The 16,830-nt window shown below is 59.0% G+C and carries 14 protein-coding genes; 13 read left to right on the forward strand and 1 reads right to left on the reverse strand.

The window, feature by feature from the left end; genetic code table 11:
• Nucleotides 1-89 precede the first annotated feature (89 nt).
• The gene (gene rpmH, locus OGM67_11755) at nt 90-224 is read right to left on the reverse strand and encodes a 50S ribosomal protein L34 (GenBank protein UYJ34247.1); all 135 of its coding nucleotides are present in this window, start codon (nt 222-224) and stop codon (nt 90-92) included.
• Nucleotides 225-628: 404 nt separating this feature from the next.
• Between rpmH and dnaA the strand changes: the two genes are divergently transcribed.
• The 13 genes from dnaA to OGM67_11820 all read left to right on the forward strand — a co-directional run bounded on the left by dnaA (nt 629) and on the right by OGM67_11820 (nt 16,772).
• Nucleotides 629-1,951, forward strand: a complete 1,323-nt coding sequence (dnaA, locus tag OGM67_11760) for a chromosomal replication initiator protein DnaA (GenBank protein UYJ34248.1) — start codon at nt 629-631, stop codon at nt 1,949-1,951.
• A gap of 487 nt (nt 1,952-2,438) precedes the next feature.
• On the forward strand, nt 2,439-3,548 hold the full coding sequence (dnaN, locus tag OGM67_11765) for a DNA polymerase III subunit beta (GenBank protein UYJ34249.1): 1,110 nt from the start codon (nt 2,439-2,441) through the stop codon (nt 3,546-3,548).
• A 139-nt stretch (nt 3,549-3,687) separates the two neighbouring features.
• Nucleotides 3,688-3,903, forward strand: coding sequence for an RNA-binding S4 domain-containing protein (locus OGM67_11770; GenBank protein ID UYJ34250.1), 216 nt, complete (start codon nt 3,688-3,690; stop codon nt 3,901-3,903).
• Nucleotides 3,903-4,997, forward strand: a complete 1,095-nt coding sequence (gene recF / locus OGM67_11775; GenBank protein UYJ34251.1) for a DNA replication/repair protein RecF — start codon at nt 3,903-3,905, stop codon at nt 4,995-4,997. Before OGM67_11770 ends, recF begins: the two co-directional genes overlap by 1 nt.
• A gap of 52 nt (nt 4,998-5,049) precedes the next feature.
• Nucleotides 5,050-5,364: a DUF370 domain-containing protein gene (locus OGM67_11780; protein UYJ34252.1), complete on the forward strand. Its 315-nt coding sequence runs from the start codon at nt 5,050-5,052 to the stop codon at nt 5,362-5,364.
• Nucleotides 5,365-5,518: 154 nt separating this feature from the next.
• Nucleotides 5,519-7,501, forward strand: a complete 1,983-nt coding sequence (gene gyrB / locus OGM67_11785; GenBank protein UYJ34253.1) for a DNA topoisomerase (ATP-hydrolyzing) subunit B — start codon at nt 5,519-5,521, stop codon at nt 7,499-7,501.
• An 83-nt stretch (nt 7,502-7,584) separates the two neighbouring features.
• On the forward strand, nt 7,585-8,046 hold the full coding sequence (locus OGM67_11790; protein ID UYJ34254.1) for a transposase: 462 nt from the start codon (nt 7,585-7,587) through the stop codon (nt 8,044-8,046).
• A 145-nt stretch (nt 8,047-8,191) separates the two neighbouring features.
• Nucleotides 8,192-10,771, forward strand: coding sequence for a DNA gyrase subunit A (gyrA, locus tag OGM67_11795; GenBank protein UYJ34255.1), 2,580 nt, complete (start codon nt 8,192-8,194; stop codon nt 10,769-10,771).
• A 210-nt stretch (nt 10,772-10,981) separates the two neighbouring features.
• The gene (mnmE, locus tag OGM67_11800; protein ID UYJ34256.1) at nt 10,982-12,370 is read left to right on the forward strand and encodes a tRNA uridine-5-carboxymethylaminomethyl(34) synthesis GTPase MnmE; all 1,389 of its coding nucleotides are present in this window, start codon (nt 10,982-10,984) and stop codon (nt 12,368-12,370) included.
• A 324-nt stretch (nt 12,371-12,694) separates the two neighbouring features.
• Nucleotides 12,695-13,045, forward strand: a complete 351-nt coding sequence (locus OGM67_11805) for an endonuclease domain-containing protein (protein ID UYJ34257.1) — start codon at nt 12,695-12,697, stop codon at nt 13,043-13,045.
• Between the two features lie 12 nt (nt 13,046-13,057).
• The gene (gene mnmG / locus OGM67_11810; GenBank protein UYJ34258.1) at nt 13,058-14,926 is read left to right on the forward strand and encodes a tRNA uridine-5-carboxymethylaminomethyl(34) synthesis enzyme MnmG; all 1,869 of its coding nucleotides are present in this window, start codon (nt 13,058-13,060) and stop codon (nt 14,924-14,926) included.
• Between the two features lie 128 nt (nt 14,927-15,054).
• The gene (rsmG, locus tag OGM67_11815; protein ID UYJ34259.1) at nt 15,055-15,759 is read left to right on the forward strand and encodes a 16S rRNA (guanine(527)-N(7))-methyltransferase RsmG; all 705 of its coding nucleotides are present in this window, start codon (nt 15,055-15,057) and stop codon (nt 15,757-15,759) included.
• A 146-nt stretch (nt 15,760-15,905) separates the two neighbouring features.
• Complete coding sequence (locus tag OGM67_11820; GenBank protein ID UYJ34260.1) at nt 15,906-16,772, forward strand: ParB/RepB/Spo0J family partition protein; 867 nt, start codon at nt 15,906-15,908, stop codon at nt 16,770-16,772.
• Nucleotides 16,773-16,830 lie beyond the last annotated feature (58 nt).

Here is a 16,830-nt window from a genome sequence, read left to right on the forward strand (position 1 = left end):
ATCCCGTTTTCTGTAAAGCCATTATTTGAAAAAAGGGCTGCTGATTTTACAATCAGCAACCCTTTTGTTCACATAATCTCTGAAACAAATCAGACAGTCAGGCTCTTGCGGCCCTTTGCACGGCGGCGGGCGATGACCTTGCGGCCGTTCTTGGTAGCCATGCGGTTCAGGAAACCGTGGACGCGGCTGCGCTGACGCTTCTTGGGCTGGAAAGTACGCTTCATTTTTCATTCCTCCTGTTGAAATCCCGGTATGGGCTGTTTGCTCAGGGCTTCGCCCATACACTGGGGCAGCCTTGCAGAGTTAGATTATACGCGATAAGCACCCCTTTTGTCAAGAGGTTTTTTGCAGAATTTTTCGTCTGCGCGTCAAACAATCTTTTGCTACAAACAGTTATCCACTACATTTTGTACTATTCACTGTTGAAAAACGCAGTTCTTGTGGAAAACTTTCAAGAATGCCCTTTCTGCGGGAAAATTTTCAACATTTCCACGCCGTAAAAAAATTCCTACTTTATTATAATATAGGTGTTGTTTAAAACATGATTTTGTGGTATACTGTATGCAGTGTTTTTGCGCCCTTGTAAAAGGCGTTGATTTATAACAGGAAGTGGGGAGTATCGAGTTTCATGGATTCCATCAATGAGGTAATGGAAGCGGTCAAGGCCTACTGCAAAGAAAAGACCTCCGACGCTACCTACGCATTTTACATCAAGGACATCAAGGCTGTCAGCTTTGAAAATTCCAAGACCGTCACGCTGGAGCTGCGCAGTGACTTCGTGATGGGCATTGTTTCGGACCGCTACACGGCACTTTTGCAGGATGCGTTCAAGGCCATTCTGGGCTTTGATGTAGAGATCCGCTATGTGGTCGCCCCGCCGGAGGACGGCGTGAAGCCTGGCGACAGCGAAAACCAGATGGACGAAAAATCCCTGCCCAGCGGCCGGTATGAATTCACCTTTGAAAACTTCATCAAGGGCCCGTCCAACCAGTTTGCGTTTGCGGCCGCGCAGGCTGTTGCGGCCAACCCCTCCGGCGCGTACAACCCGCTGTTCATCTACGGGCCGTCGGGCTTAGGCAAGACCCACCTTTTGAACGCCATCAAGATCGAGATCCAGAAAAACCATCCGGATTTCAACATTGTCTATGTGGATTGTGAAAAATTCACCAACGAGACGATCACCGCGATCAAAACCGCCACGATGGAGCAGTTCCGCCAGCGGTACCGCAAGGCCGATGTGCTGCTGATTGATGATATTCAGTTTCTGGCCGGCAAGGAGAGCACGCAGGAGGAGTTTTTCCACACCTTCAACACGCTGCACAACGACGGCCGCCAGATCGTAATTGCCTCCGACCGCCCCGCCAAGGAGATCAAATCGCTGGAGGAGCGTCTGCGCACCCGGTTTGAGTGGGGCCTGACCGCTGACATCCAGCCGCCGGATTTTGAGACCCGCGTGGCCATCGTCAAGCGCAAGGCCGAGCTGCTGAATCTTGACCTGCCCAACGATGTGGCCGAGTACATCGCCAACCATCTGAAGCAGAACATCCGCCAGCTGGAGGGCGCCGTCAAAAAGCTGAACGCCTACTATATGCTGGAGGGCATCGAGCCCTGCATCGGTGTGACGACCACCGCGATCAAGGATACGCTGAACGACAGCCAGCCGATCCCCGTCACGATCGAAAAGATCCTGAATGAGGTCGCCCGCACCTACAATGTAATGCCGGCGGACATTCGCGGCAAAAAGCGCAATGCGAATGTGAGCGCCGCGCGGCAGATGACGATGTACATTATCCGCGAGGTGACCGGCATGAGCATGGAGGCCATCGGTCAGGAGTTCCAGCGCGATCATTCCACCGTTGTCTATTCCATCAAAACGATGGAGGAAAACATCAACCGCGACCAGCACCTCAAGGAGATGTGCAGCGACATCATGAAGAATGTCCGCACCTAGCCTACTTTCTTGAAAGAAAGTAGGCAAAGAACTTTTAATGCCTTTTCCCGGGGACGGGAGACAATAATGCACTATATAGCGTGCATTACGGGTTATTATTTGAAAGTTTCTTTGTTTCTTTCTTTTCAAAGAAAGAAAAGCCTTTTTATCCACAAAGTTTTTAGTTTTCAACAGGCGGTATTCCACAGCGTGTGTTGAAAAACGGCGGTTTCCGGGTTTTCAACAAGAATCTCCACAGACTGTTCAAAAGTCTGCGCGGACGATTTACCGCATCGCTATCGGGCGCGGCGGAGTTTTCCACAGAACTAACAGCCCCTACTACGACTACTACCATAGTTAATAGTTTCTGCGAACAGGGACGCTTTGAAAGAGCAGCTTACCCCGGAAAATAGCAGCCCCGATGGTGGAAAACCCGAAACAGAGAAAACATAAAGAAAAAACAGACGCTTTTTGCCCCGCTTTGAACAAGCGGACGGGAGAACAGAGTATGAAATTTGAATGTGAAAAGACCCTGCTGGCCAATGCCATCGACGGCGTTTCCCGCGCGATCACCAACCGCGCCGCCATCCCTGTGCTGGAGGGCATCTACCTGAAAGCCGAGGGCTTTACCCTGACGCTGACCGGCTATGATATGGAAATGGGCATCACGACCACCATTGAATGCAACGTGCTTGTACCGGGTGAAACGGTACTTGATGCAAAGCTGCTCGGTTCGATGGTCAGCCGTATGCCGGCCGGTGACATCTGCATCGAGCTGACCGATGAGGGGCAGGCCAGGATCAGCGGCGGCGTGGCTGAGTTTGAGATTCCCGCGCTGAACGCCAGCGATTATCCCAGCCTGCCGGTGACCGGCGCTGACAACACAATGACCGTGAAATGCGGTATGCTGCGCGAGATGATCGAAAAAACGATCTACGCGGTCAGCCAAGACGACAAAAAGCCCGCCCACACCGGCGAGCTGTTCGTCATTGAGCCGGGTAGCCTGACCATCGTGGCGCTGGACGGCTACCGGCTGGCTATCATCCAGCGTGCAGTCGAGTGTACCCGCGACATCCGCATTATCATCCCGGCCAAGACGCTGCAGGAGCTGCTCAAAATCATGGGCGGCGCGGACGATGATGTCAAGATCGACGCAAACCGCCGCTATGTTGTGTTCACCTCCAACGGCTACACGATCATGAGCCGTTTGATCGAGGGGGACTTCCTCAATTATGAGAGCGTCATCCCGAAGGACAAAAAAACGCGCGTTGTCGTGGATTGCAAGACCTTCATCGACACGATCGAGCGCGCCTCCCTCATTATTACCGAGCGTTTGAAGAACCCGCTGCGCATCAATTTCGGTGAGGAGCGGGTGACTGTGCGCTGCCAGACCCCGCTGGGCAAGGTCGTGGACGAGTTCTCCCCCGTGGAGATGACCGGCGACCCGGTCGAAATCGGCTTCAACAACCGGTATCTGCTTGATGCGCTGCGCTATTCCAAGTGTGAGCGGATGGTGCTGGAGATCAACGGCCCCCTGAGCCCGGTCAAGCTGCTGCCCGAGGACGGCAAGGACTTTATCTATCTGGTTTTGCCGGTACGGTTTAAGAACGAGGGCTGAAGCAATGCTGTGCTGTAGGGGCCGGGCATGCCCGGCCCTGCAGATAAAATCAGCCGCCCGGCTAAAGGGCTGCTGCAGCAAGGCTGAGGGTCGGACATGTCCGACCCCTACGGCCGGGGTTACGATAGAGGGATGTATTATGGAAAAAATTCGTATTAACACCGACTTTATTAAGCTTGACGCTCTTTTGAAGTTCGCGGGGCTGTGTGAGACGGGCGGCGAGGCCAAGGAGCTGATCCAGGGCGGGGCCGTCAAGGTCAACGGCGAGGTCTGCACGATGCGCGGCAAAAAGTGCCGCGCCGGTGATACGGTCGAGCTGGAGGGCCAGACCGTGCAGGTCGCGGCGGGTGCGTAATGCGCCTGACCCACCTTGCACTGACTGACCACCGCAACATTGCCCATGCCGTGCTGGACCCCGACCCGCACCTGACCGTGCTGTGCGGCCCCAACGGGCAGGGCAAGACGAACCTGCTGGAGGCAATCTGGCTGCTGACCGGCGGCAAAAGCTTCCGTGGCTCCAAGGATGCCGAGCTGATCCGCCGCGGCTGTGACTTTTCGGTCATAGAGGGCGCGTTTGAGACACAGGACATCGAAAAAGAGATCCGCCTGACGGTGGGCAGCAAGACGAGCCAGCGGCCCGGCCGCACCGGCAGGCTGAACGGCGCGGACATGGGCCGCGCTGCTGCGCTGGCGGGGAACTTTCAGGCCGTTGTGTTTGAGCCGGACCTGCTGGGGCTGGTCAAGGGCGGCCCCGAGGGACGCCGCCGGTTTCTGGATTCGGCGCTGTGTCAGGTATACCGGCCCTACCTTGTGGCGCTGCGGCGCTACATGCGGCTGACGGCCCAGAAGAATGCGCTGCTGAAAAGCTACGATATTACGCCAAACGGTGCAATACTGCTGGAAACCTACGAGGAGCAGCTGGCGGAGTACGGCGCGCTGATCATGCAGCACCGCTGCAAGTTTCTGGAACAGGCTGCCCCAATCGCGGCGCAGAATTACCGCGATATATCCCACGGCGCCGAGGTGCTGGAGGTGCGCTACCAGATGTGTACCGATGCCCCCACCGCCGAGGCGCTGGCCGCAAAGATGCACGCCATGCGCACCGCAGAGCTGCGCGCCGGGTTCTGCCTGACAGGACCGCACCGGGAGGACTTGGAAATCCTGCTGGACGGCCAGCCCGCCCGGGTGTTTGGCAGTCAGGGGCAGCAGCGCAGCTGCGTGCTGGCCCTCAAGCTGGCCGAGGCCACCGTGGTCGGTGAGCTTTTCGGCGAGCATCCGGTGCTTTTGCTGGACGATGTATTGAGCGAGCTGGACGATGAGCGCCAGACCTATCTTTTGACCCGCATGGGGGAGCATCAAACGATCGTGACCACCTGCGACACTGCGGCATTTGCACGCACCAACGGGAAAATTGTGATGGTCAAGGGCGGAACCGTAGCAGAGCCGTAGGGGCCGGACATGTCCGGCCCGCAGCAGTAGGGCGGCTGCTCGCTGACGGGCAATGACGCAGAGTGGAGGGCCGGGCGTGCCCGGCCCCTACAGAGAGGTGCAGGAAATGTACTTTCACGCCGGGCAGGATTTTGTACTGAACACACGCGATGTGATCGGGGTGTTTGATCTGGATACAGCCGGGGCATCGCGGCGGACCGAGGAATATTTCCGCCATGCCGAGGCCGAGGGTGCCGTTGTGGACCTGTGCGCCCCCGGCACCCTGCCCAAAAGCTTTATGGTCACCGATTTCCCAGATGAAACGGTCTACATCAGCCAATTATCGCCCGCCGCATTGAAAAAGCGGGCGGAGAGGCTGGAATTTTAAAGAACTACGACCGTAGGGGCCGGGCATGCCCGGCCCGCAACATAAAAAGTACCGCCCGATAAAAGGGCAATAACGCAAGGCGGAGGGCCGGGCATGCCCGGCCCCTACATTGCAAAATAAGAGATACCCACCCACAACAGGAGGCTATCATTTCATGGCAGAAGAAATCATCACCGAAACCAACCGCGAAACGGCTACCGACCATGCCTACGGCGGTGCGCAGATTCAGGTCCTCGAGGGTCTGGAGGCTGTGCGCAAACGCCCCGGCATGTATATCGGCTCCACCGGGCCTTCCGGTCTGCATCACCTCGTCTATGAGATCGTGGACAACGCCATTGACGAGGCACTGGCCGGCTACTGCACCCATATCGAGGTGACCATCAAGCCCGGCAATATCATTGAGGTATCGGACAACGGCCGCGGCATCCCCGTGGACATCCAGCCCAAGCTGGGCATCCCGGCTGTCACCGTTGTCTACACCGTGCTGCACGCCGGCGGCAAGTTCGGCGGCGAGGATTCCGGCTACAAGGTGGCCGGCGGTCTGCACGGCGTCGGTGCATCGGTCGTCAACGCCCTGTCGGAATGGCTGGTCGTTCGTGTCCGCCGCGATGGGGTAGAGTATGAGCAGAGCTTCAAGCGCGGCAAGCCGGACGGCGATTTGAAAAAGATCGGCGCGGCGGCTTCTACCGGAACGACAGTCACCTTCAAGCCCGACCCGGAGATGTTCCAGGAGACAACGCTCTACCACTATGAGACGCTGCTCAAGCGTCTGCGGGAGGAGGCGTTCCTGAACGCCGGTGTCCGCATCACCCTGACGGACGAGCGCGCCGATGCCGACCGCCCGCAGGAGGAGCAGAACGGCGAAGTCCGCACCGAGACGATGTGCTACGAGGGCGGCATCCGCTCCTTTGTCAGCTATCTGTGCGAGCGCCGCGACCTGACGCCCCTGCACCCGCAGGTCATGTATATGAAGGGCGAGGGACAGGGCGCTGTGGCCGAGGTTGCGCTGCAGTATTACGACAACAGCTACAATGAGCTGCTGCTCAGCTTTGCAAACAATGTCCATACCCCCGAGGGCGGCACCCACGAGGATGGCTTTAAGCTGGCCCTGACCCGTGTGCTGAACGAGTACGGCCGCGCCAAGGGCATTTTGAAGGATAAGGACGAGAACCTCTCCGGCTCCGATGCGCGCGAGGGCATTATTGCCGTGGTCAGCGTCAAGCTGCAGGAGGCCCAGTTCGAGGGCCAGACCAAGGCAAAGCTTGGCAATACCTTCATCAAGGGTCTGGTCAACAATGTGGTCTACAAGGCCCTGACCGAATTTTTTGAGGAAAACCCCGCTGTGGCGAAGGCTATCCTTGAAAAGGCTACGCAGGCGGCCCGCGCCCGCGCTGCCGCCAAAAAGGCCCGCGAGCTGGTCCGCCGCAAGAGCGCGCTGGAATCCAACCGTATGCCCGGCAAGCTGGCCGACTGCCACGAAAAAGACCCCTCCAAGACCGAACTGTTCATCGTGGAGGGTGATTCTGCAGGCGGCTCGGCCAAAATGGGCCGAGACTCCAACATTCAGGCCATTCTGCCTTTGTGGGGCAAGATGCTGAATGTCGAAAAAGCACGCGCCGACCGCATCTACGGCAACGATAAGCTGATGCCTGTTGTGACCGCGCTGGGCACCGGCATCGGCGATGAGTTCGATATTTCCAAGGTGCGCTACCACAAGATCTTCATCATGGCCGATGCCGATGTTGACGGCTCGCATATCTGCACGCTGATGCTGACCTTCTTCTTCCGCTATATGCGGCCGCTGATCGATCATGGCTATGTCTATGTTGCCCAGCCGCCGCTGTTTAAGCTGCAGAAGGGCCAGAATGTCAAGTATGCCTACAACGATGAGGAAATGAAGCTGCTGAGCGCCGAGATGCCCGGCGCAAAGGTCAACCGCTACAAAGGCTTGGGCGAGATGAACCCCGACCAGCTGTGGGAGACCACCATGAACCCCGACAACCGTGTCATTGTCCAGATCAAGATCGAGGACGCCGAGCGCGCCGACGAAGCGTTCAGCATCCTGATGGGCGAGCAGGTCGAACCGAGACGCCAGTTCATCGAGAAAAACGCAAAGTACGCGAATCTGGATGTGTGATACATCATACGCCGCCCGTGTAGGGGCCGGGCATGCCCGGCCCGCCGCATAAAAACCACCGCCCCGTTTATGGTGTATGAATCATGGATTATACGATTTTATGCCCGCGCAAAAATCCCCGTTTGCAAAATTATGATTATAGAAGAAAAAATTATTATTTTGTGACCGTATGTGCGCATCATAAACAATGTGTGTTTGGCGCGGCAGGAAAACCAAATGTCGTCGGACAAATGGCCGCACAAGGAATAAAGGATATTTCCAGACATTTTCCCGGTGTGGGTGTGGATGAATATGTGGTAATGCCAAATCATGTTCATATGATATTGGTTTTTCCGCAGAAACAATGTAATTTGTCCGCCGTAGTGGGAAGCTACAAGTCGTATGTGTCCAAAATGTTCCATGTGGAACATCCGGGTGTGACATTGTGGCAGCGTTCATTTTATGATCATATTATTCGTGATGAAAACGCGTATTGTGAAATTAAAAGATATATTCAGGAAAATCCGTTGAAATGGGATTTGGATGAATATAACCCACACGCATAGCGTAGGGGCCTGGCATGCCCGGCCCGCAGCGTACAAGCAACGATCCGTTTGTGGGCAATAACGCAAAGTTGAGGGCCGGGCATGCCAGGCCCCTACGGTGCAGTAAAATTAGTAAGTTCAAGTAAGATTGAGTTAAGGTGATACAATGGAAGAAAATATCATCATGGTGCCGGGGTCCGGTACCAAGGTCATTGTGCGCGATGTAAAGCAGGAGATCGAGACGGCGTTCCTTGACTACTCGATGTCCGTTATCGTGGCGCGCGCTCTGCCCGATGTGCGTGACGGCCTCAAGCCCGTGCATCGCCGCATTTTGTATACGATGCATGAGCGCGGCAACGACCCGCAGCATCCCTACCGCAAATCCGCCGATACGGTCGGTGCGGTGCTGGGCTCTTACCACCCGCACGGTGACGCTTCGGTCTACGATGCCATGGTGCGTCTGGCACAGGATTTCAGCCTGCGCTATCCGCTCGTTGACGGTCAGGGTAACTTCGGCTCTGTGGACGGCGATCCCCCGGCTGCCTACCGTTACACCGAGGCCCGCATGTCCAAGATGGCCTGCGAGATGCTGACCGATATTGAAAAGGACACCATCGACTGGGACCCCAACTTTGACGAGACCAAAAAGGAGCCTCATGTTCTGCCCAGCCGCTTCCCGAACCTGCTGGTCAACGGCAGTCAGGGCATCGCGGTCGGCATGGCGACCAACATCCCGCCGCACAACCTGCGCGAGATCGTCAGCGGAATGATCGCCCTGATGGAGGACCCCGACATCGACCTGGCCGGTCTGATGGAGCATGTCAAGGGCCCGGACTTCCCGACCGGCGGAATCATCATGGGGCGCAGCGGCATCCGCGCTGCCTACGCCACCGGCCGCGGCAAGATCACGCTGCGCGGCCGCGCCGAGATCGTCGAGAAAAAGAACGGCCGCTATGAGATCCTGATCTCCGAAATCCCTTATATGGTCAACAAGACCCGCCTGATCGAGTCGATCGCCGACCTCGTCAAGAACAAGCGGATCGAGGGCATCAGCGATATGAATGACGAATCCTCGAGCCGCACCGGCATGAAGATCGTCATTGAAATCAAGAAGGACGCCAACCCGCAGGTCGTGCTGAACCAGCTTTACCGCTACACCCAGCTGCAGGACACGGTCGGCGTGATCATGCTGGCGCTTGATGACGGTGTGCCCAAGATCATGAGCCTCAAAACCATGATGGAGCGCTACATCGAGTTCCAGATGCAGGTCATCCGCCGCCGGACTGCCTTTGAGCTGAAAAAGGCGAAGGAGCGCGAGCATATTCTGGAGGGCCTGCACAAGGCCGTTGACATCGTGGACGAGATCATCGCCACGATCCGCGCCTGCAAGGGCGGCTTTGCCGAGGCGCGTCAGGCCGTGATGGATAACTTCGGCTTTGACGAGCTGCAGGCAGATGCCATCGTCAAGCTGCAGCTCGGCCGCTTGGCCGGTCTGGAAATCCTCAAGATCGAGCAGGAGTTGGGCGAGCTGCGCGCGGCCATTGCGGACTTTGAGGATATTCTGGCCAATGACGAGCATGTCAAGCGCATCGTCAAGACCGACCTGACCACGCTGGCCGACAAGTACGGCGATGAGCGCCGCACCTCCATCGAGGCTGTGTCCGGCGAGGTGGACATCGAGGATCTGATCCCCGAGGAGACCTGCGTCTTTACGCTGACCCACGAGGGGTACATCAAGCGCACAACGCTGGACACCTATCAGGCACAGAACCGCGGCGGCCGCGGCGTGCAGGGCATGACCCAGAAGGACGAGGACTTTACCGAGGAAATGTATGTCGGCTCGACGCATGACTACATGCTCTTCCTGACGAATCAGGGCCGTGTCTACCGCCTGAAGGGCTATCAGGTGCCGGAGGGCAGCCGTACCGCCAAGGGCAGCCATATCGTGAACCTGCTGCAGCTGCAGGAGGGGGAGAGCGTTACCCTGATGCTGCAGCAGAAGGCTGATGTCGATGAGGACAACACCTACGCAACGATGATCACCAAGCAGGGCCTCATCAAGCGTACGCCGCTGTCCCAGTTCTGCAACATCCGCAAGGCCGGCCTGATCGCCATCGCGCTCAACGAGGGCGACAGCCTTGTGTGGAGCCACCTGACCAAGGGCGATGATGAAATCATCGTGGCCACCCATGACGGCGCAGCCATCCACTTTACCGAGGACGGCGCCCGCTCGATGGGCCGTACCGGCCACGGCGTCCGCGTCATTAAGCTGCGCGAGGGCGACTATGTCGTCGGCGCCGGCGTCTGCCGCCCGGGTGCCACCGTGCTGACCATCAGCGAGGAGGGCAAGGGCCGCCGCAGCCGCATCGATGACTACCGCATCACGAAGCGCGGCGGGTTGGGCATCCGCAACTATTCCAACGGCAATGTGGCGGGCATCAAGATCGTGGATGACACCGACGACCTGATTCTGATCAGCCAGAACGGCATCCTGATCCGCATCCATGCGTCGGACATCAATATCCAGAGCCGCTACGGCAGCGGCGTCCGCGTTATGCGTATGCTGGACGATGACCGCGTGGCCGTTGTGGCCCGCGTGGACCGCGACAACGATGCCGAGACCGCAAAGATCGAGAACACCGGCGAGAGTGACCCGACACCCGAGGAGCTGGCTGCCATCGAAGCCGAGGAGCTGGCCGCCGAGGCCGCCGAGGACGCAGCCCCCGAGAATAATGACGAAGAATAAATAAGCAACAGGGGAGAGGCCGCGCGTTGGCCTCTCCTTTTTGGTGAACAGGTAGGGGCCGGGCATGCCCGGCCCGCCGCCTTGCGAAAGCTTGCGCTTCCGGGTGGGCTTGCAGGGAAGGCATCACGCCCATGAATTTTCTGCACCTACTGGAAAATATCCCTGTTTCATGGTATTCTAAAGTATTCCCATAAAAAAAGGAGCACCCACATGGAACTGCATACAACCATCTGCGCGCTGGCAACCCCACCGGGCGAGGGCGGCATTGCCACGGTCCGCGTTTCCGGCCCGGACGCCTACGCCATCGTCAGTAAAATATTTGCGCCGGTGCGGCAGGGCAAAAGCGTTGCCGATGCCAAAGGCTACACAGCCATGCTGGGCCACTACCTGCTGCACGGGGTCGAGATGGACGAGTGTGTGGCGCTGTTTTTCCGGGCGCCGCACTCCTACACCGGCGAGGATGTCATCGAGCTGTCGGTACACGGCGGCACGGCGATGGCAGACGGCCTGCAGGAGGCACTGATCACGGCAGGCTGTCTACCGGCCGGGCCGGGGGAGTTTACCCGCCGCGCACTGGAAAACGGCCGGATGTCGCTGACGCAGGCCGAGGCCGTAATGGAGGTTATTGCGGCGAACGGCCGACAGGGAGCCGCGCTGGCAAAATCGGCACTGGACGGGCGGTTGGCAAAGCGCATCGGCAAGATACAGACCGCGCTGCAAACGCTGAACGCCCACCTGACCGCATGGGTCGATTACCCGGAGGAGGATGTGCCGGAACTGTCCGATGAGGCGTTTGTGCGCACCCTGACCGCGCAGAAAACCGAGCTGGACGCACTGATCAACGGCTACAGTGCCGGTGCGGTGCTGCGCCATGGTGTGGACTGCGTGCTGCTGGGCCGCCCCAATGTCGGCAAAAGCACGCTTTTGAACCTGCTGGCCGGCTTTGACCGCGCCATCGTCACGCCGGTGGCGGGTACGACCCGCGATATTGTCGAGCAGGCCGTCCAGCTGGGCAGCGTGCGGCTGAATCTGTTTGACACCGCCGGTGTGCGCGAGGTCGGCGCGGACGGGGATGCCATCGAGGCCGAGGGCATCCGCCGCAGCTGGAAAAAGCTGGACGAGGCGGGCCTTGTGCTGGCGGTGTTCGATGCCGCGCAGCCGCTGTCTGATGATGATCTGGAACTGGCCCGCAGGTGTCAGGGCCGCCCCGCAATCGCCGTGCTGAACAAGCAGGATCTGGCAGGGGAGCAGGATGTTCCACATGGAACATTGGAGCCGTATTTTAAAAAGATCGTGCCGATGTGCGCGAAGGAAGCCGTCGGCCTGCAGGCGCTGACCAATGCCGTGGCCGACCTGCTGGGTACGGCACAGCTGGACCCGGGTGCAGCGCAGCTTTGCAGCGCGCGCCAGCTTTCAGCCGCGACCCGCGCGCGTGATGCGCTGGCCGAAGCCATCCGCGCAAGGCAGGACGGCTTTGGGCTGGACGCCGCCGCCGTCTGCCTGACGGACGCCTTACAAGCCCTGTATGATTTAACCGGCGAGGATGCGACAGCCGCGACAATCGATGAAGTGTTTGAAACCTTCTGCGTGGGCAAGTAAGTAAATAACAAGGAGCCTTCCCCCTGCGGGGGAAGGTGGCCGCAGGCCGGATGAGGGGCGAGTTTCCGGCGGCAACTCGGTAAAGTGGCAATAGAGTCAAGATGCCCCTCATCAGCCGCCTGCGGGCGGCAGCTTCTCCCGAAGGGAGAAGCCTTTTGGGGAGAGCCTTCCCCCTGCGGGGGAAGGTGGCCGCAGGCCGGATGAGGGGCGAGTCTCCGGCGGCAACTCGGTAAAGTGGCAATAGAGTCAAGCCGCCCCTCATCAGCCGCCTGCGGGCGGCAGCTTCTCCCGGGGGGAGAAGCCTTTAGAAAGTGGAGGCAAACTATGAAAGGCATCAAAACCATAAATCCGTTACGCAAAAATGCCCGAACCCTCCGCAAAGAAATGACCCGGCAGGAACGGCATCTTTGGTATGACTTTCTAAAAAATCTCCCGCAAACGGTCCACCGTCAAAAAATGATTGGCAATTTTATAGTTGATTTTTATATTCCATCGTGTAAACTGGTAATAGAGCTGGATGGCGCACAGCATACCGAACCGCAGGCTGCCGAGTATGACGCACATCGCACGGCGTATCTGCAAAGCATTGGCTGCCGCGTGCTGCGCTATGGCAACAATGAACTGGATACAAATTTCGCAGGAGTCTGCGAGGATATTCTGCAAAAGATAGGGTAAGAAGGAAAGTATATGGATAAACTCGGAACCTACGATGTCATCGTGATCGGCGCGGGGCATGCGGGAATAGAGGCTGCCCACGCGGCGGCACGGCTGGGGGCCAGGACGGCGGTGTTCACGCTGTCGCTGGATTTCATCGGCAATATGCCCTGCAACCCGTCCATCGGCGGCACGGCCAAGGGGCATCTTGTGCGCGAGGTCGATGCACTGGGCGGCCTGATGGGCCTTGCCGCCGATGCGACCTACCTGCAGAGCCGGATGCTCAACCGCGGCAAAGGCCCGGCCGTACACAGCCTGCGGGTGCAGACCGACCGCAAACGCTACCATATCTGGATGAAGCACGCACTGGAAAAGACCCCCAACCTTGCTATCCATCAGGGCGAGATCGTCGGCGTGGACGTGCAGGACGGCAAGGTCTGCGGCGTGTTCACGAACCTGCATGCCTACTATGCCTGCAGGGCGGTCGTGGTTGCGACCGGCACCAATTTGGGCGGCCGCATTTTTGTGGGCGATGCCCACTATGACAGCGGCCCCGACGGCACCCATGCCGCTACGGCGCTGACCTGCGACCTGATCACGCACGGATTTACGCTGCGCCGGTTCAAGACCGGCACACCGGCCCGCGTCCACCGCCGCAGCATCGACTTTGACAAGCTTGAGTGCCAGCCCGGCGACCCGGACAGCGAGCTGCAGCCGTTCAGCTTTATGACCCGCGTGCCGATGCACAACAAGGTCAACTGCTATATTGCCTATACCAACCCCGAGACCCACAAGGTCATTCTCGACAACCTGTACCGCTCGCCGCTCTACGGCGGGGATATTCAGGGCGTCGGCCCGCGCTACTGCCCGTCCATCGAGGATAAGGTCGTCCGCTTTAAAGAAAAGGAGCGCCACCCCGTCTTTGTCGAGCCCTGCGGCGAGGACACCGAGGAAATGTACCTGCAGGGGCTTTCGTCCAGCCTGCCGGAGGCTGTGCAGAACGAGATGTACCGCACGATACGCGGCTTTGAGCATCTTGAAATCATGCGCCCGGCCTACGCCATCGAGTACGACTGCGTGGACCCCACCACGCTGAAGCCCACGCTGGAAAGCAAGGTCGTGGGCGGCATCTACGGTGCCGGGCAGTTCAACGGCACCTCCGGCTACGAGGAGGCCGCTGCGCAGGGCCTGCTGGCCGGTTTGAACGCCGCCCGCCATGCGCTTGGCAAAGAAGAGCTGGTGCTGGCGCGGCATACAAGCTACCTCGGCACACTGGTCGATGACCTTGTGACGAAGGGTGTGCTGGACCCCTACCGCATGATGACGAGCCGCAGCGAGTACCGCCTGAGCCTGCGGCAGGACAACGCCGATGAACGGCTGACCCCCATCGGCCGGGAATACGGGCTGGTTGATGATGCGCGGTGGGCGGTGTTCTGCCGTGACCGCGAGGTCAAGCAGGCCGAGCTGAAGCGGCTGGAGACAACCAGCATTAAGCTGGCCGACCTGCGCGCCGCTGCCCCCGAGGGCGCCGAGCTGGGCGAGATCGGCGGCACGGCGATGGAGTTGATGCGCCGCCCCTACATCAATTATGATTTGGTCTCAAAGGTCATCGGCCGCGGCGAGGGCGTGACCCCCGCCATGGCGCAGCGCATAGAGACGGAGATCCGCTACGCCGGGTACATCGCGCGGGAGGAGCGCATCATCCGCGACATCCAGCGCCATGAGAGTGTGGTTATCCCGGAGGATTTCGACTATGCGCCGATCGAGACGATGACGCTGGAATCCCGTGAAAAGCTGGCGAAGATCAGGCCAAGGACATTGGCCCAGGCCGGGCGGATACCCGGTGTATCGCCGAGCGACTTGGCGCAGCTGAGTATTGTGCTGTTGAAGCAAAATAAGTGAACCACCCTGTAGGGGCCGGGCATGCCCGGCCCGCGGCGTAAAATGTATTGCCCCAAAAGGGTAGAAACGACAAGGTTGAGGGCCGGGCATGCCCGGCCCCTACAAAGCAGTGATAAGGAAAAAAGCAGATGATAGATAAAGCAAGATTAGCAACCAAATGTTCCACATGGAACATTGAATTGACCGGTACCCAGCTGGACCTGCTGGACAAATACGCCGAGCTGCTCGTCAGCTATAACGAAAAGGTCAACCTTACCGCCATCACCAGCCCTGAGGGCATCGAGGACCGCCACTTTGCGGACAGTCTGCTGTTTGCAGCCCAGCCTGAGGTGCAGGGCAAACTGGTGGATGTCGGCACCGGCGCGGGCTTTCCCGGCATCGTGGCCAAGATCTACAAGCCCGATTTGCAGCTGACCCTGATGGAGCCGACCGGCAAGCGGGTGGACTTTTTGAAATACGCCTGTGCCGAGCTGGGGCTGACCGGCGTTGAATTTGCCAAGGAGCGCGCCGAGGAGGCTGCCCGCAAAATCTGGCGCGAGCAGTTTGATGTCGCATCCGCCCGCGCGGTGGCGGCGCTGCCGGTCCTGAGCGAGTACTGCCTGCCGCTTGTAAAGGTCGGCGGCAGCTTCATCGCCATGAAGGGCCCAGAGGCAGACGCCGAGGCGAAGGCCGCCGCCAATGCGCTGAAAAAGCTGGGCGGTCAGTACGAGGAAACGCGCCAGTTCACCCTGCCGGACGGCAGCGCACGCGGGCTGGTATTCTGCAGAAAAATATCGCAGACTCCGACCGTTTACCCCCGAAACGGCGGAAAAATCGCAAAAAAACCGCTGTAACAGCGCGAAAAACAGAATAACCGGGCGAACGATTTTTCTTTTCCGGGCGTATAAAATATGCTATGCTTTTTGTAGAAAAAGCATAGCTATTTTTGTGGGCCGCCTTTGCGGCAGGCACGCAGTAAACCCAAGGGGAGGAAACGAAATTGCCGAAGAATGATATCCAAAAGCAGGGGCGCATCCTGATGCTGCCTGTGGATTGCATTGAGCCGTCACCCTATCAGGCGCGCACCGCCTTTGATGAGCCGGAAATCGCTGCGCTGGCGGTCAGCATCTTGCAGAACGGGCTGCTGCAGCCCATCAGCGTGCGGCGGGTCGGCATCCGCAAATATCAGCTTGTGGCAGGGGAGCGCCGGCTGCGTGCCTGCCGGCTGGCCAAGCTGGAAAAGGTCCCCGCTATCCTTGCCGACTATGACGACAGCGAATCCGCCGCGCTGGGACTTCTCGAAAATCTGCAGCGCAGCCAGTTGGATCCGTTTGACACGGCGCGCGGCATCAAGGAGGTCATCCGGCTGTGGGGCTGCACCCAGGCCGAGGCTGCCCGCCGTCTGGGTCTGAGCCAGCCCGCGCTGGCCAACAAGCTGCGCCTTTTGACCCTGACAGCCGAGCAGCAACAGCTTTGCACGGCCAACCACTTGAGCGAGCGCCATGCCCGCGCCGCGCTGCGCCTGCCGGAGAGCCGCCGCACCCCGGCGCTGGAGAAGATGGCCCGCGACAAGATGAGCGTGCGGCAGGCCGACAGGCTGGTGGACCAGATGCTGGCGGCCCCGGGCAGCCCCAGCCCCTGCCGCCGCACGATCCCGATGGTGCGGGATGTGCGATTTTTCGTGAACACGCTGCAGCACGCAGTCGATCTGATGACCCAAAAGGGGATAGCTGCCACCACGCACTGTGACAAGCATGACGGATGCCTTGAGTACATAGTGCGCATCCCCGTGAGCAGTGACGGGACGGCAGGCAAGCAGGACAACGACCCCAAGAAGGAGGACAGCGAGTTTGCGGTGAAGCTGTGAGAAAGAAAAGCCTTCCCCCTTAGGGGGAAGGTGGCCAAAGGCCGGATGAGGGGCGCGT

Source organism: Oscillospiraceae bacterium (genome assembly GCA_025757985.1).
Lineage (GTDB): Bacteria > Bacillota > Clostridia > Oscillospirales > Ruminococcaceae > Gemmiger.